Annotated in this window: 21 protein-coding genes; 3 read left to right on the forward strand and 18 right to left on the reverse strand. The window is 41.5% G+C overall.

Annotated elements, in window-relative coordinates:
* Window positions 1–373: 373 nt before the first annotated feature.
* The 6 genes from CSV79_RS00100 to CSV79_RS00125 form a co-directional block, all read right to left on the reverse strand.
* Window positions 374–1672 (reverse strand): pyrimidine-nucleoside phosphorylase, encoded by a 1299-nt coding sequence (locus CSV79_RS00100; RefSeq protein WP_099686999.1) that lies wholly within the window; start codon window positions 1670–1672, stop codon window positions 374–376.
* Window positions 1673–1677: 5 nt separating this feature from the next.
* Window positions 1678–2871, reverse strand: coding sequence for a phosphopentomutase (gene deoB, locus CSV79_RS00105; RefSeq protein WP_099687000.1), 1194 nt, complete (start codon window positions 2869–2871; stop codon window positions 1678–1680).
* Window positions 2872–2893: 22 nt separating this feature from the next.
* A complete protein-coding gene (xerD, locus tag CSV79_RS00110) occupies window positions 2894–3793 on the reverse strand; it encodes a site-specific tyrosine recombinase XerD (protein WP_099687001.1) in 900 nt (299 codons plus the stop codon).
* A 43-nt stretch (window positions 3794–3836) separates the two neighbouring features.
* Window positions 3837–4307: a ferric iron uptake transcriptional regulator gene (gene fur, locus CSV79_RS00115; RefSeq protein WP_099687002.1), complete on the reverse strand. Its 471-nt coding sequence runs from the start codon at window positions 4305–4307 to the stop codon at window positions 3837–3839.
* Window positions 4308–4392: 85 nt separating this feature from the next.
* A complete protein-coding gene (locus tag CSV79_RS00120; protein ID WP_099687003.1) occupies window positions 4393–4905 on the reverse strand; it encodes a hypothetical protein in 513 nt (170 codons plus the stop codon).
* A 71-nt stretch (window positions 4906–4976) separates the two neighbouring features.
* A complete protein-coding gene (locus CSV79_RS00125; protein ID WP_099687004.1) occupies window positions 4977–5510 on the reverse strand; it encodes an NUDIX hydrolase in 534 nt (177 codons plus the stop codon).
* Window positions 5511–5583: 73 nt separating this feature from the next.
* Between CSV79_RS00125 and CSV79_RS00130 the strand changes: the two genes are divergently transcribed.
* Window positions 5584–6492, forward strand: a complete 909-nt coding sequence (locus tag CSV79_RS00130; protein WP_233201327.1) for an aldo/keto reductase — start codon at window positions 5584–5586, stop codon at window positions 6490–6492.
* A gap of 488 nt (window positions 6493–6980) precedes the next feature.
* On the opposite strand, the gene CSV79_RS00135 is transcribed toward CSV79_RS00130, so the two are convergent.
* Window positions 6981–7910 carry an AEC family transporter gene (locus CSV79_RS00135; RefSeq protein WP_099687006.1) on the reverse strand — a complete coding sequence of 310 codons (930 nt, stop codon included), beginning with the start codon at window positions 7908–7910 and terminating at the stop codon, window positions 6981–6983.
* A 77-nt stretch (window positions 7911–7987) separates the two neighbouring features.
* Here CSV79_RS00135 and CSV79_RS00140 point away from each other — a divergent pair, with 77 nt between their 5' ends.
* Complete coding sequence (locus CSV79_RS00140) at window positions 7988–9220, forward strand: CynX/NimT family MFS transporter (protein WP_099687217.1); 1233 nt, start codon at window positions 7988–7990, stop codon at window positions 9218–9220.
* A 349-nt stretch (window positions 9221–9569) separates the two neighbouring features.
* Here CSV79_RS00140 and CSV79_RS00145 read toward each other — a convergent pair whose 3' ends face one another.
* The 3 genes from CSV79_RS00145 to CSV79_RS00155 form a co-directional block, all read right to left on the reverse strand.
* Window positions 9570–10325, reverse strand: coding sequence for an exodeoxyribonuclease III (locus tag CSV79_RS00145; RefSeq protein ID WP_099687218.1), 756 nt, complete (start codon window positions 10323–10325; stop codon window positions 9570–9572).
* Window positions 10326–10360: 35 nt separating this feature from the next.
* The gene (locus CSV79_RS00150) at window positions 10361–11272 is read right to left on the reverse strand and encodes a pseudouridine-5'-phosphate glycosidase (RefSeq protein ID WP_099687007.1); all 912 of its coding nucleotides are present in this window, start codon (window positions 11270–11272) and stop codon (window positions 10361–10363) included.
* A 74-nt stretch (window positions 11273–11346) separates the two neighbouring features.
* Window positions 11347–12459 (reverse strand): NAD(P)/FAD-dependent oxidoreductase, encoded by a 1113-nt coding sequence (locus tag CSV79_RS00155; protein ID WP_099687008.1) that lies wholly within the window; start codon window positions 12457–12459, stop codon window positions 11347–11349.
* Between the two features lie 136 nt (window positions 12460–12595).
* Between CSV79_RS00155 and CSV79_RS00160 the strand changes: the two genes are divergently transcribed.
* Window positions 12596–13690: a branched-chain amino acid aminotransferase gene (locus CSV79_RS00160; RefSeq protein WP_199171840.1), complete on the forward strand. Its 1095-nt coding sequence runs from the start codon at window positions 12596–12598 to the stop codon at window positions 13688–13690.
* Window positions 13691–13751: 61 nt separating this feature from the next.
* Here the strand turns inward: CSV79_RS00160 and CSV79_RS00165 are convergent, their stop codons facing one another.
* From CSV79_RS00165 to yhbH, 8 genes are all read right to left on the reverse strand, one after another.
* Window positions 13752–14549, reverse strand: coding sequence for an ABC transporter ATP-binding protein (locus tag CSV79_RS00165; protein WP_099687010.1), 798 nt, complete (start codon window positions 14547–14549; stop codon window positions 13752–13754).
* A complete protein-coding gene (locus CSV79_RS00170) occupies window positions 14524–15567 on the reverse strand; it encodes an ABC transporter permease (protein ID WP_099687011.1) in 1044 nt (347 codons plus the stop codon). Before CSV79_RS00170 ends, CSV79_RS00165 begins: the two co-directional genes overlap by 26 nt.
* An 18-nt stretch (window positions 15568–15585) precedes the next feature.
* Window positions 15586–16596, reverse strand: coding sequence for an ABC transporter substrate-binding protein (locus CSV79_RS00175; protein WP_099687012.1), 1011 nt, complete (start codon window positions 16594–16596; stop codon window positions 15586–15588).
* A gap of 181 nt (window positions 16597–16777) precedes the next feature.
* Window positions 16778–17527 (reverse strand): amino acid ABC transporter ATP-binding protein, encoded by a 750-nt coding sequence (locus CSV79_RS00180; RefSeq protein ID WP_099687013.1) that lies wholly within the window; start codon window positions 17525–17527, stop codon window positions 16778–16780.
* A gap of 12 nt (window positions 17528–17539) precedes the next feature.
* The gene (locus CSV79_RS00185; protein ID WP_099687014.1) at window positions 17540–18199 is read right to left on the reverse strand and encodes an amino acid ABC transporter permease; all 660 of its coding nucleotides are present in this window, start codon (window positions 18197–18199) and stop codon (window positions 17540–17542) included.
* 111 nt (window positions 18200–18310) lie between these two features.
* Window positions 18311–19105, reverse strand: coding sequence for an amino acid ABC transporter substrate-binding protein (locus CSV79_RS00190; protein ID WP_099687015.1), 795 nt, complete (start codon window positions 19103–19105; stop codon window positions 18311–18313).
* Window positions 19106–19263: 158 nt separating this feature from the next.
* The gene (locus tag CSV79_RS00195) at window positions 19264–20661 is read right to left on the reverse strand and encodes a SpoVR family protein (RefSeq protein WP_369824895.1); all 1398 of its coding nucleotides are present in this window, start codon (window positions 20659–20661) and stop codon (window positions 19264–19266) included.
* Window positions 20658–21818 carry a sporulation protein YhbH gene (gene yhbH, locus CSV79_RS00200; protein ID WP_099687017.1) on the reverse strand — a complete coding sequence of 387 codons (1161 nt, stop codon included), beginning with the start codon at window positions 21816–21818 and terminating at the stop codon, window positions 20658–20660. The genes CSV79_RS00195 and yhbH overlap by 4 nt, the downstream gene beginning before the upstream one ends.
* Window positions 21819–22054 lie beyond the last annotated feature (236 nt).

Raw genomic sequence — 22054 nt, forward strand, 5'->3', positions numbered from 1 at the left:
ACTTTTTTGCAGATACCGAAGTTAAATAAAGTTGACTTCCTCTCATCGCTACGGCGCGTGGGGGATTGCCTCCCGCCATGGGCCAACTAGAAAAAAATGCTAGCTGTCTCAAGGCTTCGGCCGCCCCCGCAGTTGCGCCTTCACTTTTGAGTACAGTTTAGTTTTGTTGCTCATTGACGAACAATAAAACCACTTAGTAACTTTAGGGAACTAAACTCACTACTACTATTTTCTAAACGTGGGCACCTTCAAAGCTGGAGCTATTCAAGAGTATGGACATGGAATGTAGGATTTACACATGGAGGTCAAAAAAAGCCATGTGTCTGGAAGGTTCCAATTGCTTGGAATACATCAGATACATGGCGTTTATTGATTAGATTATGTGGATTAATGGGGGTGCTTGTGTTTTTTCTGTTAAAATGTGGATATGGTCTTGTAGTAGTTTGATGGAGTCGTCTGCATGTTCTTTGTTTGAGTGGAGAATAGCTACTGATTCCCCTGCTTCCACGTAGTCACCTATTTTTTTCTTTAGCATGATACCGACTGCTAGATCGATTACGTCTTCTTTTGTTGCGCGTCCTGCTCCTAAGAGCATAGCCGCTACTCCTACTTCGTCTGCGTCAATTTGACTAATGTAACCGCTTTGTTTAGCAGGAACATCGATTTGGAATGGTGCTTGTGGTAGAAGGTTTGGATTGGTAATGACTTCTGCATTGCCGCCTTGCGCACGAATTAATTCACCAAATAAGCGAAGTGCGTCACCGTTTTCCATGACCTGTTGTAACTGAGCACGCGCGTTTTGTTCATCAGTGGCTTTGTCAGCAGCTAGTAGCATCTTGCTCCCGAGCACTAGGCATAGTTCAGTCAGGTCTGCTGGGCCTTTGCCTTGTAGTGTGTCAATAGCTTCTTTAACTTCTAACGCATTGCCGATTGCTAGTCCTAGCGGCTGGCTCATGTCCGAAATGACCGCGCTTGTGTTGCGTCCGACTTCATTACCGATTGCAACCATTGCATCCGCTAGTCGTTTGGAATCCTCCAAAGTTTTCATGAATGCACCAACACCTGTTTTAACGTCAAGAACGATCGCATCTGCACCTGCAGCTAGCTTTTTGCTCATAATGGAACTCGCTATAAGCGGAATACTATCTACAGTTGCTGTGACGTCTCGTAACGCGTATAACTTTTTATCCGCAGGTGTCAAATTACCACTTTGCCCGATAACAGCAATTTTCAAATCATTGACTTGCTGAATGAATTGCGCAGTGGAAATTTCCACGTGGAAGCCTTCAATCGCTTCAAGCTTATCGAGTGTACCTCCTGTGTGGCCCAGTCCGCGCCCACTCATTTTGGCAACTGGAACACCGCAAGCCGCGACGAGTGGAGCCAAAATCAACGTCGTCGTATCGCCTACGCCACCCGTGGAGTGCTTGTCTACTTTAATACCCTCAATAGCTGACAAATCAATTTGATCACCTGATTCAGCCATCGCCATCGTCAAATATCCTTGTTCTTCAGAGGTCATTTTTTGAAAGTAAATCGCCATTAGAAATGCACTCGCCTGGTAATCAGGAATTGAGCCTTCAGTATAGCCTGTAACAAAAAATTCAATTTCTTCTTTTGACAGCAAGCCCCCGTCACGTTTCTTCTCAATAATATCTACCATTCGTAGCATAGTTCTTAGTCCTCCTCAGTCAATAAAGATAAGAAACTTTCGCCATGTTCTGGTGGATTAACTTGGAAGTTATCTGCAATTGTTGCACCAATGTCCGCAAACGTTTTACGAATTGGAAGTGCTCCGGAATTTTTTTGGGAAGGGGAATAGACCAATAGAGGAACATATTCTCTCGTATGGTCCGTACCTTCGTGAACCGGGTCGTTCCCATGATCTGCTGTGATAATCAATAAATCATCTGGTTGAAGAGCGGCCATGATTTCCGGTATACGCGCATCGAATTCCTCTAACGCTTTACCATAACCAATCGGATCACGACGGTGACCATACAATGCGTCAAAATCGACCAAATTTACAAAACTAAGCCCTTCAAATTCTTTTTGCATTACTGTAACTAATTTATCGACACCGTCCATATTACCACTCGTACGAACAGCTTCCGTCACGCCTTCCCCATTATAAATATCAGCAATTTTACCGATCGCGATGACGTCATAGTCTTGATCTTTTAGTTCATTCATCACCGTTTTACCAAAAGGCTTCAATGCATAATCATGGCGATTCGTTGTACGTTTGAACGATCCGGGTTCACCAACGAACGGTCTAGCAATGACTCGACCTACTAAATATTCAGGACGCAATGTCAGTTCTCTCGCAATTTCACAAATACGGTATTGCTCTTGAATAGGAATAATATCTTCATGCGCTGCAATTTGTAATACAGGATCCGCAGACGTATAGACGATGAGCGCGCCTGTTTTCATATGTTCTTCGCCTAGTTCTTCAATGATTTCCGTTCCGCTTGCCGGCTTGTTTGCAATCACTTTGCGACCTGTTTTCTCTTCTAGCTCGTCAATTAATTCTTTTGGAAAACCATTTGGATACACTTTAAACGGCTTATCAATTAGTAAACCCATTATTTCCCAATGTCCTGTCATCGTATCCTTACCGACAGATGCTTCTTCCATTTTCGTATAGAAACCTTGCGTTTGCTCTTGCGCAGCTAATCCTTTAATCGGACCAATGTTCGCTAGTCCTAAGCGTTCAAGATTCGGAAGTTTAAGTCCGTTCATCTCTTCACCGATATGGCCGAGTGTATTCGATCCAACATCACCGAAAGCCGCTGCATCCGGCGCTTCACCAATTCCTACAGAGTCTAACACGATTAAATGAATACGATTATAACGTAAATTTTTCATAGTAAAACCTCCAAATAATAGTTTACGCTCGTGGATGATACAAGCTGTATACATCTTTTAAACGTTTCTTACTGACATGCGTATATAGCTGCGTAGTGGAAATATCGGCATGACCAAGCATCTCCTGTACCGCTCGTAAATCAGCTCCATTTTCAATCAAATGCGTAGCAAATGAATGCCGAAGTAAGTGGGGAGTAATCACCTTTTGAATATCCGCTTCCTGTCCCGCATCCTTAAGAATCTTCCAACAGCCTTGGCGAGTTAGCCGTCTCCCATGCATATTCAGAAATAATGCATCTGTATCCTGTCCAGAACCGATACAAACAGAACGCGATTCATTCAAATAGCGGGTGCATGCATCTACTGCCGAACGACCTAAAGGCACAATCCGCTCTTTACTTCCTTTTCCGAACACACGGACAAATCCCATCGTCAAATGAAGATCAGCCAAATCGATCGCTATCAATTCACTTACCCTCATTCCGGTCCCATATAACAATTCCAGCAAGGCAACGTCACGAATTCCTCTTGCGTTTGTGCAATCAATCGAATCCAACAACTGTTCAATTTCAGGAATCGACAACACATCAGGTAACTTCTGTTCGATTTTCGGTAGCTCGATGTGAATCGTACAATCATGTGTCGTCACTTGTTCCCGCACTAAAAACTGATGAAATGAGCGGATTGAGGATATATGTCTTGAAAGGGTTCTGCTAGATTTCCCGCTATCTTTCAGCTTCTGCAAATATTGTAGAACTGTTGGACGTTCAATCGAATTAAGCATATCCAATGGCAGGTTATCTATGAAACGGATATACGCTGTTAGATCTCGCTTATACGATTTGATTGTATTTTGTGCCAGCTGCCTCTCCACTGTTAGAAAGTGCAAATAATCTTCCAATGCAAAATGTGCTTCCTTCATCTCTCCGTGCTCCTTTCTTTTGAAAAGTAAAAAAGGATAGCACTTATGCCATCCCCTTGTCCTCTTTCTTTTTCTCTGCGTCTTTACAACGACTACAAATCCCGTGAAAAGTTAGCCAGTGGTCTTTTACTGTAAATCCATAACGGCTTTCCACGACTTTCTCCACTTCTCCAAGCAAGTCTTCTTGAATTTCGTCTACAATACCACATTCAAGACAGATTAAGTGATGGTGGAAACGCGCTGCACCTTCTTCGCGAAGGTCATAGCGTGCCACACCATCGCCAAAGTTAATTTTATCTACTACTTTTAATTCTGTAAGTAATTCCAATGTACGGTAGACAGTAGCAAGCCCGATATCTGGCGCTTTTTCCTTTACGAGAAGGAATACATCTTCCGCACTTAAGTGATCTTCTTCATTTTCCAGAAGAACCGCTACAGTCGCTTCACGCTGAGGCGTCAACTTGTAGCTGGCCCCGTGCAATTGCTTCTTTATGCGTTCAATTCGGCTTTCCATACGACGCCCCCCTCAATTGTCTCTAGTATACCAAACTGACTTTCCAGATGACAATAGAAAGGAAACGTTCAGCTTGTTATAGAGATTAAGTAATAAAATGATAGATTGTTAATTCGAGTAGCTGAATGATCAAAAGTAAACCAATCAACAGCGGAACAGTAGATAGTGGACGATCTTTTTTATGTGCCGGTGAAGTGAAGAACGGCGGATTCAATACGGTGCACAAGATTAGGAATACTAAGCACCCCATAAATTGAAATGGGAACCACCAAACCGTGTACATCACCAATTTCATACCTGTCGACAAAAAGTACGTGGACGACAGACCGAACAATACGCATTTCGCTGCACCGATAAACATAATGATAAAGCGGACTCTTTTATATTTTGAAAGAATCATGGCCAGCGTGATAAAACTGAACGTTACAATGATCGGTGACCAAATGGACGCATCTGCTCCCTTCACTACACGTTGATCATATAAACCAACGATTTGTTCGAGTGATGTAATTGGCCATTCCCTAAATAATAAAGCGCCTCCGATATAACTGATTGCGAGTATAACGAATAAATAGATAAAAGACAATGATCGAGCCATAAATAGGACACCTCCGCATCGTTTGTACAACATATGCTTGTCCAGAAGGAAATAGCTCAATTTTTTTCAGATCATAGACTTTTCGCGTACCATACCGCTACAACTGTTTTGGCATCATAAATTCGTTCATTTGCGATTAATTCGTCAGCTTCTTGTACAGATACTTCCAGTACTTCTATAAACTCATCTTCATCGCCTATAGCCGGCTGAGCCACCTTGACTAAATCCTTCGCTACATACAAGTGAATGATTTCATCTGCGAAGCCTGGGGAGGTCGAGAAGGTCTGCAAGTATGTAAATGAATTGGCACGGTAGCCTGTTTCTTCTTCTAATTCACGAATCGCTGTAAGTTCAGGCTCTTCACCTGGCTCAATTTTGCCTGCCGGGATTTCAATCATCGTGCGTTCAAGGGGCTTTCTAAACTGCTCAACTAAAACCAGTTTCCCTTCACTTGTCAGCGCGATAATCGCGACTGCACCTGGATGTTTCACTAATTCTCTTTTGGCGATTTTTCCGTCTGGTAGTTCTACTTCATCTACTTGCACGGAAATGACTTTACCTGTAAATATCTGTTCTGTCGAGAGGGTCCGCTCTTCAAATTTCATACAATCTTCAACCCTTTCCGTTGGTTTTCTACCTACTATTCATTGTACCATGAAAGGTAAGGGAGTGATGCAAATGAAGTTGCGAAAACTTGGGGCTAGTAAATTGCATGTTTCTGAACTAGGTCTAGGCTGTATGTCTTTGCCAACCGAACTAGAAGCGGCCCGTTCTGTACTTGATGCTGCGGTAGAAGGTGGAATTAATTATTTCGACACAGCCGATCTATACGACAAAGGCACAAACGAGGAACTTGTCGGTAAGGTGCTAAAAGAAAAAAGACATGATTTAATCATTGCGACGAAAGCGGGTAATAAATGGATAGCTGGAAAAGATGGCTGGACATGGGACCCTTCAAAAGAACATATTATGCATGCAGTGAAAGAAAGTCTACGTAGATTACAACTAGACTATATCGATCTGTATCAGCTTCACGGTGGCACGATGGAAGATTCCGTAGATGAGACGATTGAGGCATTTGAACTATTAAAAAAAGAAGGCGTCATACGGGAGTACGGTATTTCTTCCATTCGACCGACTGTCATCGAACGCTTTTTGAAAAACAGCAATGCAGTTTCTGTAATGATGCAATATAACTTACTCGATCGCCGTCCGGAAGAGTATTTTTCGATGATTGAAAAACTTGGCGCATCCGTCGTCACACGAGGTACCTTAGCAAAAGGGTTGTTGACAAATGAAGGAAATAAACGCGCAGCCAAGATGGATGTCTTTGCTTCCTATGCACAAAGCGAACTACAGCGAACCGTACAAGCCTTATTGGAGCAAACGGACAACTTACACGCATACACGTTAGCATTCGCACTCAAACGGCCTACCGTAGCATCTGCGCTCATTGGCTCACGCACAGCTGAACAACTACAACAATCACTCGATGCATATCACACAGCAACCGATCCACAACTAGTCAAATTACTGACGCAGGCAACAACTCAGCATCGCTATGAACAACATCGACTGGGAAACTAAAAAGTGTAGTAAGAAGTAACTATTGTGATTCAAAGTAGGTAGTGATTCCGGATTAGATTGTAGCTATCAAGCAACTTACTATACGTTCGCTACTATTTAAGTTTACAACAAAACTGAAAATCCAAAGCTGATAATTTTACACACTGACTTCAGAAGAAAACACTAGCGAAGTAAAGTGTTAGGTAGCGACTTTGGGAGCGTCAACCCGACAGTTGGTTCGACGCGGGCCCAAAAGACACGCGACTTCCTAAAACGCAGAGTAACGGCATCCTTTTCACTTTCCTTACCCTTTCTTCCGTAATTCAAGTGGTTGGGACAAAACCTCAAAAATGCATGAAGTTCGCCTTCATGCATTTTTCTTTTTGACTGTGTATTTATAAACGTATCTTTTTTTAAGATACCGGAGTGTACCAGAGCGGAAAATACCGCCTTACCAGCCACCCCTTTTTAGTAATCACGACAGATATCGAAGTACTTTCAATCCCCATTCATACAAATACAATAGATGAAAGATAGATGATAAAGCCGACTGTGAAACTACTAGCTACCGTATTAAATAGTACAATTTGAGCCGCTAATTCCGATTCCACATCATACTCCAATGCTAATGTAGAACTATTTCTTGATGTCGGGAACGAACTTGCAATCCATAATGACTGTGCGGTGACACCATCGATTTTTAATACTACAATCAAAACAAGTGCAATTGCAGGTGATAAAAAGAGTCTTCCGAAAGCACTTAAAAATATTAATCGATTCCAAAGCGTTTTCACTCGGATTTGTGCTAATTGTGCACCTAGCGTAATTAATGCAATGGCGATAAAAGCGTCAGATAAATGACCAATTGGCAACTCAATAAAATTAGGCAGTCGAATATCTGCCAAATTTAATAGCGCACCTAGCCATAATGCATGAATAATTGGCATTTTGATGAATTCTTTAAAAATGTCCGGACCCGACCGTGTAGAAGAAACTAAATTATATAATCCATAAGAATACGTTAGCAGATTTTGATAAACGATCAAGACAATTTGAATCGATACACCAAGTGGATTCGCATGGAACACTAGCTGACTAACAGGTAATCCATAGTTTCCTGAATTGATGAGTACGATACTATTCTTCAGCACAGCTGTTTGTTGACGGTTGAGCCGCAACATTTTACTAAATAAATGACCGATGAACATCAGTGTTGTCGAAAATAATACGACAAACATCAACACTTCGAGAAAAACTTCGACATTGATTACGGTATAGTATAAATTCATAAAGACTGCTGCTGGAATGAGGCAATAGGTTAATATATTTCCTAATGCTTTGACGTTAAAAGTAAATTTCATTTGCAAAACTACGCCAATTGCTAATAAAATTAACATCGGTGTGATAACATTTACAAAGACTATGAGTAAGTACCCCACAAAGGACTCTCCTTTCGGCTGTTGCAACTATATGCTTCTCAGAATAATCTTCATAGAATTTAGGAGGCTTCATCTTGGTGAATTTAGAAAAAGAGAAACTTACGAAACATCTGCATTTCACGAAGAGTCAGTGGATCTTATTAGCGGGCATCTTATTCATCGCTGCTACCATTCGTTCTCCGCTCACTTCGGTCGGTCCAATTATCGGATCTATCCGCGAGCAACTGCACATATCCAATTCACTTGCGGGCTTTCTGACGACAATTCCATTACTTGCATTTGCGATTGTCTCACCGTTTGCACCGCGACTAACCAAACGTTTCGGACTAGCGCCTACGCTCTTTTATTCCCTTTTAATTTTAATGGTAGGTATTTTACTACGCTCTGAAGGTTCGAGCAATTTACTGCTACTTGGCACGTTTTTAATCGGTGTCGGTATCGCTTTTGCCAACGTTTTATTGCCAAGCTTATTAAAATTAAGTTTCCCACTACATATCGGCTTGATGACCGGTTTATACTCCGTATCCATGAATATATCCGCAACGCTCGCTTCAGGTATTGCGGTGCCAATCGCCAACGAAACGTCTTACGGTTGGCAAGGTGCGCTTGGTATTTGGGGTATCATTACGTTTATCGCAATCATTGTATGGATTCCACAAATCCGAGTGAAGCGAGAAATAGAGAAGGAAATCAACAAAACGATGAAAGTACAAGTAACCATTCCACTTTGGAAATCACCTGTCGCTTGGTTCGTTACGTTCTTTATGGGTTTACAATCCTTTCTATTTTACACGACTTCCTCTTGGATGCCGGTCGTGTTGCAAGATAGTGGCATGTCCGATGAAGCAGCAGGCTGGATGTTATCGCTCGTCCAGTTCTCACAATTACCTATGGTTTTCATCATACCAGTAATTGCGGATAAAGTTCGCAACCAAAAAGGACTCGTCGTGACAGTCTTCACTTGTTATGTAATTGGTTATGGTGGGGTTTTATTTGGCAGTGAGAGCTTAACTGCTTTATGGATGATTTTTATCGGCCTAGCAGGCGGAGCAGCGTTCGGTTTATCGATGATGTTCTTCACATTGCGATCAAGAACACCAGAAGAAGCCGCTTCGTTATCTGGTATGGCGCAATCGGTTGGTTATTTACTCGCTGCAGTTGGCCCTGTTCTGTTCGGTTACTTGCATGACTGGACAGGCTCATGGACCGTTCCACTTTATGTATTTTTATTCATCGCGTTATTACTGTTCATCAGTGGTCTGGGTGCAGGAAAAGATCGACTTCTATTTCCAAATGAAAAAGCTTTATAACTAAAACAGACTGGGACATTACTAGAAAATAGTCCCTTCCCTTACGCTCCTGTTTCTTAAAAAAGATACGTTTATAAATACGTAGTCAAAAAGAAAAATGCATGGAGGCAATTTAATTGTCCTTCATGCATTTTCGAGGTTTTGTCCTAGCCTCTTTCGTTTGGATATGAAACGTATGAGTGATCCGGGATCTGACCACAAGCACTTTGATAACTCATTGTAGTTATCAAATGACTTATTAACTTTACGATGCTTTCTTTAAGTTCACATTCAAAAATCAAGTAAATAGCTGAACACTTCATTCACTATTCAGGAAAACATACTAGTTCAATGAAGCGAAACTGTATACTTACCAATCTAACTCAGCAGAAATAGGGCAATGGTCACTGCCGAGTACTTCTGCATGGATTGAAACCCTTTTTAGTAGCGACTGCAATCGATTGGAAACAATTACATAATCAATGCGCCAGCCGATATTTCGGGCACGTACATCTCGCATATAGGACCACCACGTATAAGCTCCTTCGGTCGTAGGATTCAAATAACGGAAAGTATCGACAAAACCACTTTCAAGCAAACGCGTCATCTTCCCTCGTTCTTCTTTGGTAAAGCCTGAATTTCCTATATTTGATTTCACATTGCAAATATCAATTTCCTCATGCGCAACGTTAAAATCACCACAGTAGACAACAGGCTTTTTCGCATCTAACGCAGTTAAATGAGCAAGCATGTCGTCTTCCCACTGCAATCTATACGGTAAACGCGCTAAATCTCTTTGAGCGTTCGGCGTATAGCTATTCACTAGAAAGAACTGTTCGAATTCTAACGTAAGCACGCGGCCTTCTGGTTCGTGATTTAGATCATTTAACCCATATTGCACCGACAGCGGCTGTTGCTTCGTGAAAACCACTGTACCTGAATAACCTTTTTTCTCTGCATAATTCCAATATTGATAATACCCGTCAAAAGGCAATTCAATCTGTCCTTCTTGGCATTTGATCTCCTGCACACAGAAAATATCCGCATCCATTTCATCAAAAAACTTTGAAAACCCCTTTTTCACACACGCCCGAATACCATTGACGTTCCAAGAAACTACTTTCAACATAACACGACCTATCCACATCTAATAATCGACTATTAATTGCCGTTAAAACTAACTGCAAGTTTCGCTGCAAGTTCGGCATTAGATTTTACTAATGCAATATTTGCTTCCAAGCTTTTTCCACCTGTAAGTTCCTGTACTTTTTTCAGCATATGCGGTGTTAGTTCTTTCCCACTGATCCCTAGTTGACTTGCTTCTTCCAATGCCTCAGCAACAATATTTTCCATATACTGTTCATCCATCGCATATTGTTCTGGAATTGGATTGGCAATGATTGCACTTCCTTCAAGTCCTAAATTCCATTTCACACGCAACATTTCCGCCATCATATCCACGTCATCTACTTGATAATCTACATGATGCGCACTACTTCTCGTATAAAACGCTGGAAAAATATCCGTCTGATAACCCATCACTGGTACACCTTTGGTTTCTAAGTACTCTAGCGTTTTTCCTAAATCTAAAATAGATTTTGCCCCTGAACAGACGACCGCTACACTCGTACGTGCGAACTCATCCAAGTCTGCCGAAATATCCATCGTCTCTTCTACACCACGATGCACACCACCGATTGCACCAGTTGTGAACACGCGAATTCTCGCCAAGTCCGCAAAGAATATCGATGCAGCTACAGTCGTCGCACCTGGTTGCTTCGTTGCGATTAAATAACTAATATCTCGTCTTGATGCCTTCACGACACCTTTGCTATCGCCAAAGCGTTCTAATTCCTCATCTGATAAACCAATTTTAATTTTACCATCCATAATAGCAATCGTTGCAGGTACCGCCCCATTATCTCGCACGATTTGCTGGACTTCACGCGCCGCCCTAACGTTTTCCGGGTACGGCATACCGTACGTAATAATTGTCGATTCCAACGCGACTAATGGTTTATCATATTTCATCGCTTCAATAACTTCATCTGAATACGAAACATATCTTCTCAACTCAATCTTCCCCCTAACCGATCAATATCTATATATTTATAATAATCATTCTACAGATGTAGTCAATGGTCCGCTTATATTATCTGCAAAATCTGATAGTTTTCCAAATCCCATCCTGTTGGCTTATCGAGTACCAACTGGGATAAAAGTTTACCGAGTAATGGCCCGACGGTTAACCCAGATGAACTTAATCCGTTTGCTATCCAAATGTTAGAATGACCAGGTAGCGCACCAATTACTGGCATAAAGTTTGGTGTATACGGTCGAATCCCTACGCGGACTTCTGCAACTTCCGCTTCACTTAAAGCAGGCGCAAGCGGTAAAGCATTCGTCAATACTTCTAGTATACCACCTGCAGTTGGCTGAATTTCGAAATCATCTGTATCTTCATGTGTAGCCCCCGCTACAAAGCGCCCCTGTTGAAACGGTACGAGATATTGCGTGCTTGGCGGCATAATGACTGGCCACTCCCCAGAAGACGCATGTTTCGTCTGCAAATGAAGGATTTGCGCCTTCTGTCCAGCTACTTGCAGTTTTATACCTAGTGGCGCTATAAATTCAGGAGCCCATGCACCAGCTGCCACGATTAATTCATCTGCCCGTATGATTTCATCAGCAACGATAACACCACAAACGATTCCTTCTTCTATGTAAGGTTTGGCAGTGCCTTTCAAAATCTTAACACCACGCTTGTTGGCCACGCGTTCCAATGCATCACGCAATTTATTACCTTCTACTTTCGCTCCACCCGAAATCCAAAGCGCATAATATTCATCAGAAAGTATTGGCATATATTCTCTTGCCTGCCCGGCATCTAGTAAGCGGACTTCCCCAATTTCAGGAGATGAGATTCTTCGTTCTTCAAGTAACTTCATCTTTTTACGAAGTCGTTCCACATCGGTGTGGATCGCTAGCGCACCTACTCTTTTATATCCCGTCTGTTTTTCTCCCTCTTCTTCCAATGAACGGATCAGCTCAGGATAATATGCGGCCCCAGCTGACGCCAGTGCGTACCAGGCTTTATTACGTCTTTGCGACGCCCAAGGACAAATGATACCCGCAGCTGCTTTCGTTGCTTGGCCAGGCTCTTGTCTATCTACAACAATCACTTCTGTATCTGTTGCAGATAGATGATAAGCCGTCGAAATTCCGACAATTCCTGCACCGATAATGACAATTTTCTTCAAAAAACCCCACTCCTTACTGTATACATTTCAAGTTCAACAAACTTTTCACTTTATTTTTTCGGGAAAAGCTGTATAATTATTTTATTCGAAATAAAAGATTTCGGAATATTCTACACTCCGAGGAGATCTGATGATTATGACAAGATTACCTATGCAAGTCCAACTAACACAAAGCAAAAAGGAAAAACCGGACCCGTCCACCCTTATTTTCGGAAAGACATTCACGGACCATATGCTCATCATAGATTACGAAGAAGGTAAAAGCTGGCACAATCATCGTATCGTTCCATACGCTCCTCTGACTCTAGATCCTGCAGCCATCGTCTTACATTACGGTCAAACCGTATTTGAAGGGATGAAAGCTTATCGCTCGGAAGAAGGAACAATTCGTTTGTTCCGTCCAGAAGAAAATATGAAACGTCTAAACTATTCACTCGATCGTCTGTGCATGCCAAGAATCGATGAAGAAAACGCGCTCTACGCACTCAATCAATTACTTCAAATCGAGCAAGATTGGATTCCTACATTAGACGGGACTTCATTATATATTCGCCCATTTGTAATTGCAACGGAAGCTTTCCTAGGCGTTGCCCCAGCTAAAAAGTATCAATTCTTTATGATTCTATCACCTGTTGGATCCTACTATAAAGAAGGCATTCACCCCGTAAAAATCCTTGTAGAAAATGAGTTCGTCCGTGCAACAAAGGGCGGTACGGGTAGTGCAAAAACTGCAGGCAACTATGCTTCTGCATTAAAAGCACAAGAAGCGGCCGCTCAGGCAGGCTATTCACAGGTACTATGGCTTGACGGTGTAGAACGAAAGTATGTTGAAGAAGTTGGAAGTATGAATATTTTCTTCAAAATCAACGGTGAAGTTGTTACCCCTGCAATCAACGGTAGTATTTTAGAAGGTATCACACGAAAATCCATCCTACAGTTATTGCGTCACTGGAATATACCAGTAGCCGAACGAAAGATTTCAATGGAAGAAATTAAAAATGCTTATGAAAATGGTGAACTTGAAGAAATTTTCGGCACCGGCACAGCCGCTGTTATTTCCCCAGTTGGCGAATTAAACTGGGATGGCTATAAAATGGTCATCGGCAATGGCGAGACCGGCAAACTTTCTCAACAGCTCTACAATACATTGACACATATTCAAACCGGTGCAGAAGAAGATCCTTTTGGCTGGGTACACGTAATCAAAAAGCAGGTAGCTAAACTTGCATAAATAGAATTGAATAATAAACTAAGCCCCTCTTCCTAAACAACGGAACAGGGGCTTTCATGTATTATACCGACAATAGTGCAGCGTCGCTCGTTAATTGTTCACCGCGAATACGCTGGAACTCAGCCATCAACTTCGCAATGGTTAAATCTTTCTTTTGCTCTTCTTCGACTTCCAAAATGATCTGTCCCTTATCCATCATGATCAAACGATTTCCAAGGTCGAGCGCCTGTTGCATATTATGCGTCACCATTAACGTCGTGAGCTTATCCTGCTCGACTAGACGCTTAGTCAGATCTGTGATCAACTCCGCACGTGAAGGGTCAAGTGCAGCCGTGTGCTCATCTAGCAAGAGAATAGACGGCTGAGTGAACGTCGCCATCAACAAAGAAAGTGCTTGACGTTCTCCACCTGACAATAATCCTACTTTCGCCATCATCCGATTCTCTAAGTTCAAGTGCAAAGTTTCAAGCGATGTTCGGAATAAATCTTTGCGCTTCTTATCTACTCCGCTACGTAGTGAACGTAATTTATTGCGTGAATAGGCCATCGCCAAATTCTCTTCAATCGTCATCGTTGGGGCCGTTCCAGCCATTGGATCTTGGAACACACGTCCAATCATCTTCGAACGTTTGAACTCTGCTAAACGAGTAACGTCTTTATTATCAATACAGATAGAACCGAAATCTGGAGTCAATGCACCCGAAATCATATTCATCATCGTTGACTTTCCTGCACCATTACTCCCGATCACCGTTACGAAGTCACCTGGTCTTAAATGAAGATTGATCTGATCTAGCGCCACTTTTTCATCCGGGGTCGCCTCGTTGAAAATCTTATTGATGTTGTCCAGTTTCAGCAACGCGATGACCTCCTTGTGATGCTTTCATTTCCATTCGTTCAGCTTGCCTTTTTGCTTTCCTCGCTTTTTCGCGTCTCTTGTCCAAAATCTGTGGAATGATCAAAGCCGCGATTACAATCACCGCAGTAATCAGTTTCATATCCCCTGAGTCAAGAATTTTCACACGCAAGGATAGTCCCAAGACGATTCGGTAAATAACTGCACCGATGATGACAGCCAACGTTGTGCGGAAAATCGTCTTCGTTCCAAAGATTGCTTCTCCGATAATGACAGAAGCCAAACCGATAATAATCATACCGATTCCCATGCCGTTATCCGCAAATTTACCATACTGAGCAATCAGTGAACCTGAAAATGCGACGAGTGCATTGGAAATTCCTAGACCAAGAATGACTAGCGTATCTGTATTCGCAGAAAAACTACGAATCATCTTTTTATTATCACCTGTTGCACGAATCGCTAGACCTAATTCAGTCTGTAAGAACCAGTCCGCAATAAATTTAATAATAATCGTTACAAGAATCATCAAGAACAATGTACCCCATGTGGAAGGAAGATGTTCAATTCCTAGCCCAGACAATAAGCCATTAATCACTTCGTCTACCCCAAGGTTACTCCAAAATCCTTGAAACTTACTAAAAATCGTTTCTGCGTTTAAAAGTGGAATGTTCGGACGTCCTACTGAGCTTTCAGTAGTCAGTCCCATTATCCGAAGGTTTATCGAGTAAAGAGCTATCATCATAAGTATTCCGGATAAAAGTGGATTGATTTTTCCTTTGGTATGTAATAATCCAGTTATACATCCCGCAAAAAAACCGACCACAATAGCGGTTAATGTTGCAACAAGCGGATGATAATCAAAAACGATCATCGTAGCGGCTACAGCTGCACCTGTTACAAAACTTCCATCCACTGTTAAATCCGGAAAATCAAGCACTCGGAATGTAAGATACACTCCGAGTGCCATAATCGCATAGATGATGCCCTGCTCAACTGAGCCAAATACAGCTGAAAACATGCACGACCATCTCCTAGTTTATTCTACAATTTCTGCATTCCAATCATCTTGAATTTCAAGACCGATTGCTTCTGCAGTCTTTTGGTTCAACAGTAATTTCAAGTTTTGAGGTACTTGCACAGGTAATGTCTCTGTTTTTGCTTCTCCCGTAAGAACCTGCGCTGCCATCTGTCCTGCTTCATAACCGATGTCATAATACTCGAAACCGTACGCACCAAGTCCACCACGTTTAACTGAATCGAACTCGCCGACCATCATCGGAATTTTATTGTCATTCGCAACAGAAATCACAGATTCCAAAGCGGAAACAACAGTGTTGTCTGTGATGATATAGAATGAGTCTACAGATCCAATCAATGATTCTGCCGCTTGTTTTACATCAGCTGATGTTGCAACAGACGCCTCAACTACTTCCATATCCATATCTTTCAAGATTTCTTTTACTGAATCGACTTGTAGACGTGAATTTTGCTCTCCAGAATTGAAGATCATACCCACTTTTTTTGTACCCAAGCTATCTTTCAAAAACTTCATTGTGTTTGAAATTGCATCCGGATGATTATCAATTGTTCCTGTGACATTGCCCCCCGGCTCTTCGTTAGAAGCTACTAATTCTGCTGCAACCGCATCCGTTACTGAAGTGAAGATAATCGGAATATCCTGTGTTGCACTTACTGCTGCTTGTGCACTTGGTGTAGAGTTTGCAAAAATCAAGTCAACTCCTGCGCCTGCTAAGTTGTTTGCAATTGTTACGTTCGAACTGTTATCATTTTGCGCATTTTGCTTATCGTATTCAACTTCCAAACCAGCATCTTCAATCGCTTTTTGGAAACCTTCTAGCGCAGCATCTAAAGATGGGTGTTCAACGATTTGCGTAACACCAATCGTATATTTTTGTTTACCATTCTCTTTATCATCATTTTGGTCGTCTGTTGCTGAACCTGATGACTCCTTTTCCCCACCACACGCAGCTAGAATGAGCACAATACTAAAAAGTGCCGTCGCATAAGTCACCCAACGTTTCATCATTCAAAATCCTCCTAACATAATATCTATCGCCTGTCGGTATATTCAGAAAAGGCAATAATTATACGTAATCCTACACGTTACTTTGCTATCCGTCAATGGAATATTCCATATTGCAAATAAATTCTCAAAAAAAAACAGCCTATCGCAGAAACTACTATGCGACAAGCTACTTTTTATGATTTTACTCATTCATTTCATAATTCAAAAACTGTTTCGTACGCTGTTCTTTTGGTGTTTTAAATATTTCATCTGGACTGCCCGACTCGACGATCATTCCGTCGTCCATAAAAATCACACGATTCGCTACGCTGCTTGCGAATTCCATTTCATGTGTTACGACTATCATTGTCATATGTTCTTCTGCTAGATTTTTCATAACGTGTAGCACTTCTTTCGTCAACTGCGGATCAAGTGCAGAAGTTGGCTCATCAAATAATAGTATTTCCGGGTTCATCATTAACGCCCGCGCTATCGCCACACGCTGTTTTTGACCACCAGATAACCTTGATGGAAATTCATCTGCTTTTGAAGCAAGACCTACTTTATCAAGCAGTTCAATCGCTCGATTACTGTATTCTTTAGCTTTTTCTTTTTTCACAAGTTTTGGTGCTAACTCTAAGTTTTGTTTGACAGTCAGATGCGGAAATAGATTAAATTGCTGAAATACCATTCCCATTTTTGCATTGATCTTTTTACTATCTGCTGGACTTGTGTAAACTCCATTGTTCACCAAATAATCGCCATCAACTAAAATACTGCCACCACCGACTTGCTCCAACTGGATCAAACTACGAAGCATCGTACTTTTCCCTGATCCTGAAGGTCCGATGATGGCCAAGACATCATTTTGTTCTACATCAAACGAAATATCTTTTAAAACTTCTAGTGATCCGAATGATTTTTGTAAATTACGCACTTCAATGAAAGACATAGTTTTCTCCCCTCAATCGTATTGCAGCTTTCTCTCTAAATATTTGAACACAACCGTCAACCCAAAGGCTATTAGCAAATAAATCCCTGCCGCAATGAAAAACGGAATGATCGTGAAATCGCGATTGACCACGGTCTGTGCATAGTGAAGCAATTCTGGAACCGCCACTGCATATAACAGAGCCGTATCCTTTACTAATGAAACTGATTCATTGGCAATCGGGGGCAAAGTCACGCGGAACATTTGCGGTAAAATGACACGAACGGTTGTCTGCCATTTAGATAACCCAAGTACTTGTGAAGCCTCATATTGACCTTTATCGATAGACAGTAACCCACCACGAAAGATTTCAGCAAAGTATGCTGCGTAGTTCAAAATAAACGCGAGCGTCGCAGCTACAAAACGATCTAACACTAAATATTCTCCAATTACCGGAAGAAGTGGTAAACCAAATACAAAGAACAATAGCTGCAATAACAAAGGAGTCCCACGCATCACATAAATATAGGTCTGCGCCAAAAAAGAAATTGGTTTAATACTACTTCTTACGGCAAGTGTCAACAAGAAACCAAGTGGAATCGAAAGCACAATGGCGAGCACGAACAATAAAACGGTCGCTTTAGCTCCTTCAAGCATTGGGATCAGCATCGACATGAAATATTCATAAGTCATTTTAAATTCCTCCAAAAAACCTTCTGCGGTTCATTATACTTCTTCATAATATAATGCCACAGAAAGTTAACTCTCATTAGCCTTCCGTGGCATATAATAATTTCTTATAACTTAACGAAGGACTTTATCTTCACCAAACCATTTTGTGGAGATGTCCGCTGCTGTTCCGTCTTCATTCATTGTATCCAATGCTTTTTGAAGATCTTCAAGCAATTGTTCGTTACCTTTTTTAACGCCGATTCCATATTCTTCAACAGCTAATGAACCGTCTAACTTCTTAAATACACCTTCTTCTGATGTAATGTAGTAATCGATAACTACCTCATCAATAACGACTGCATCCAAACGACCTGTTTTCAAATCTGTTAATGCAAGTACATTATCCGCGAACTCCGTGACTTTTTTCACTTTTTCATGGATTGGGTGACTTTCTAGTGCAGGACCTGCAGAAGACAGTGCTTGTACACCGACTTCCTTGCCATCTAGATCTTCAATTGCGTTGATGCTTGAGTCAGCTAGTGTAACAACAACTTGATTATTATCCAAATAAGGTTTTGTGAATAATACTTTTTCTTTCCGCTCATCTGTAATCGTGTAGCCATTCCAAATCAAATCAATACGGCCACTGCTTAGTTCTGTTTCTTTTGTCTTCCAATCGATTGGCTGGAATTTCGCTGTAGCACCCATATGCTCAGCCGCGGCTGTTGCCATTTCGATATCGAATCCGACTAATTCATTCTTGTCATCACGGAAGCCCATTGGTGCGAACTTATCGTCAACGCCGACGATGATTTCTTTGGCTTTCCCAGCATCCGTTGACTGATCTCCGTCAGAAGACTTGTCCGAACAGCCTGCAATTACTAAAAGCATTGCAGATACCAATAATGCAAAGGCTATTTTCTTCACTTTGTTTCCCCCTATTTCTAACTCTTTATCGCGTTAATGAGTTAATATACTTTAAAAATAACATTAGTCGGAAGAAATGAAAAGCCTTTACCTCATTAATTAATATAACTTTTGCATAGAAAAAGAATAGACCGATGTCTATTCTTTAGTCGAACATTTTATTTAGACCGTCTAAACACTTTATGGCCATCATATGAGAATACTAGCGCCTTATTTTCTAGCACAGTCTCTATATGCACGATACGCCCCCACAGATGGTGTATATGAGGTAATACATGCTCCAAGTAAGGTAGGTCTAGTTCAGTGTCTTCGTATCGATGAACGAGGTAGAGTTCTCCGTTACGCATGTAATCCCCATCTTCTACGACTATATAAGGAAAGCCTCCATTGACGCGCATGCCGATTAACTGGTTGCGGACAGCGTCAGTTTGCTTGTCTGATATTTTGTAAAGATTCTCCTGCTTTTGAAAGACGTACATATCTTCTTGCTTGATCAAGTCATCGGTCAAATAGTTGCGGATGAACGATGTGTCATTTTCAATTTCACGTGCTTCAAAAATTTTCTCACGTCCTGTTGTTGTCCGTTCTCCACGAAGCTCTGCTTCTTTAGCCGACGCATCATAGCGCTTCTCGATATCTTCGAACATTTTCACACCGAGATAATACGGATTAATCGTAGTCTTAGAAGGCTGTAGAACGTTAGCGTTGAGCTTTGCAAATTCAATTGTCTCTGCTGGCGTTAAGTCCATTTGCCGTAATATTTGCTGATGCCAGTAGGATGCCCAGCCTTCGTTCATAATTTTCGTTTCTAACTGTGGCCAAAAATAAAGCATTTCCTCGCGTAACATCGTCAAAATGTCCGCTTGCCAATTTGTTATGTTTCGGCTGTTTTCCAAAATAAATAGCAATACATCTTTCTCTTGCTGCGGTGGATTTTTCTTATTCATTTCAATCACCTGCTGTCCAATGATCGGACGATGATCCAAGTCCCATAAATCATCATACGCTGCGCGTTTAGGCTTCGGTTGATCAAATAAAGAAGAGGCCGGCTTTGCATCTCTTGACAAACTTGGATCAACATGCTCTTGAATCGCTAGTACCGCATCTAAAAATGTTTCCACACGTTGCTTGCCATAGCGAATTTCATAGTCTGCAATGCGCTCTGCAGTCGATGCCATACTTTCTACCATATCTTTACGTGTTTTGGAGAAGTAAATATTATTCTTAAAGAAGTCGCAATGCGCGAGTACATGCGCAATGATTAATTTATTTTGGATCAAGCTATTCGTATTCAATAAAAACGCGTAGCAAGGATTCGAATTAATGACTAACTCATAAATTTTACTTAATCCAACGTCATATTGGAGTTTCATTTTATGGAACTGTTTACCGAAACTCCAATGTGTAAATCGCGTTGGCATGCCGTACGCACCGAATGTATAGAGGATATCTGCTGGACAAATTTCATAGCGCATCGGGTAAAAATCCAATCCAAATCCACTGGCAATTTCCGTAATCTCTGCAATCGCACGTTCTAAGGCTAGTTGTTCAGTCAGCGGAATCCCTCCTTTCGCTTTTCAAAAAACTTCTTCAGCGCAAAGTAGACATCGCGGTTTTTCTGCAAAATATAGTAATTAAACTTTGGATGCTCGATTGATTTATAAGCCGACATGAGTGTTGACATTCTTCGGTGCTCATTGACTTCCGCATAACCAAACATATTGGAGATTGCCAATAATTCATCAACGTAATCTAAACATTTACGATTATCACTCGTCATATTCTCACCATCTGAAAAGTGTACGGGATAAATATTATAACTAGCTGGCGGATACGATTCCTTAATCACTTGTAATGCCTTCTCATAAGCCGAGGAGCACCTCGTTCCGCCGCTCTCCCCTTTATTGAAAAAGTTCTCTTCCGTCACGACTTTCGCTTCTGTGTGGTGTGCAATAAATTCGATATCCACTGTCTCATACTTTGTACGCAAGAACTTCGTCATCCAGAAAAAGAAACTTCTTGCCATATACTTCTCAAATTTCCCCATCGAACCACTTGTATCCATCATTGCGAGAACGACTGCTTTTGACTGTGGCTTTTCAACGGGATTCCATGTTTTAAATCGCAAATCATCTTCCATAATTGGAGCAATTTCTGCTTTGCCTTTCATCGCATTTCGTTTGATAGCCGAAAGCAACGTACGTTTTTTATCTATATTGCCAATCAATCCTTTTTTGCGTATGTCTGTAAAGTCAATGTCTTCAATCGTCGTAACCGATTGTTCTTTTTGTTCTAAATCTGGAAGTTCTAATTCCTTGAAAAACATTTCTTCCAATTCTTCCATTGATACTTCCGTTTCATAGATGTCTTGACCTGGTTGATCCCCGGCTTCTTTGCCTTGCCCTGGTTGTGCCTGTTGCTCTCCTTGCGCAACTACATCACCAACTGCACTATCTCCTTGCCCTTGGCCAACGTGCTTGGACTTATCGTGGTTGTAACGAATTTTAAATTCATCCAATGAGCGAATTGGGATTTTTATTACTTCTTTTCCATTAGATAATACGATACTTTCCTCACTAATCAAGTCTGGTAAGTTACTTTGCAACACTTCTTTAATTTTATCCAGATGGCGTTGCTGATCCTGGTGGCCTTTGCGATGGAGAGTCCAATTTTCTTCAGTAACAACAAATCGACTGTTCTCTTGTTCTTCCATTCGAATCCCCGCCTATCTCTCGAACAATTTGTTTCCTTATCCTATGCGACAGCTATATAAATATTGACAAAATGGTGAAGAAACAAAAAAACAAGATCCGGTGAGGGACCTTGTTTTTTTGTTTTGTGCATAGTAAATACGACTATTCAAAACGGATACTCTGTGGGTGCTCCGGGATTTAGAGCAAAGCCATTCCGCGTTACGTCTCTCGCTACAGAAGGGGTGCTTGCAAACGG

This window comes from Sporosarcina sp. P13 (genome assembly GCF_002743055.1).
Taxonomy (GTDB): Bacteria; Bacillota; Bacilli; order Bacillales_A; family Planococcaceae; genus Sporosarcina.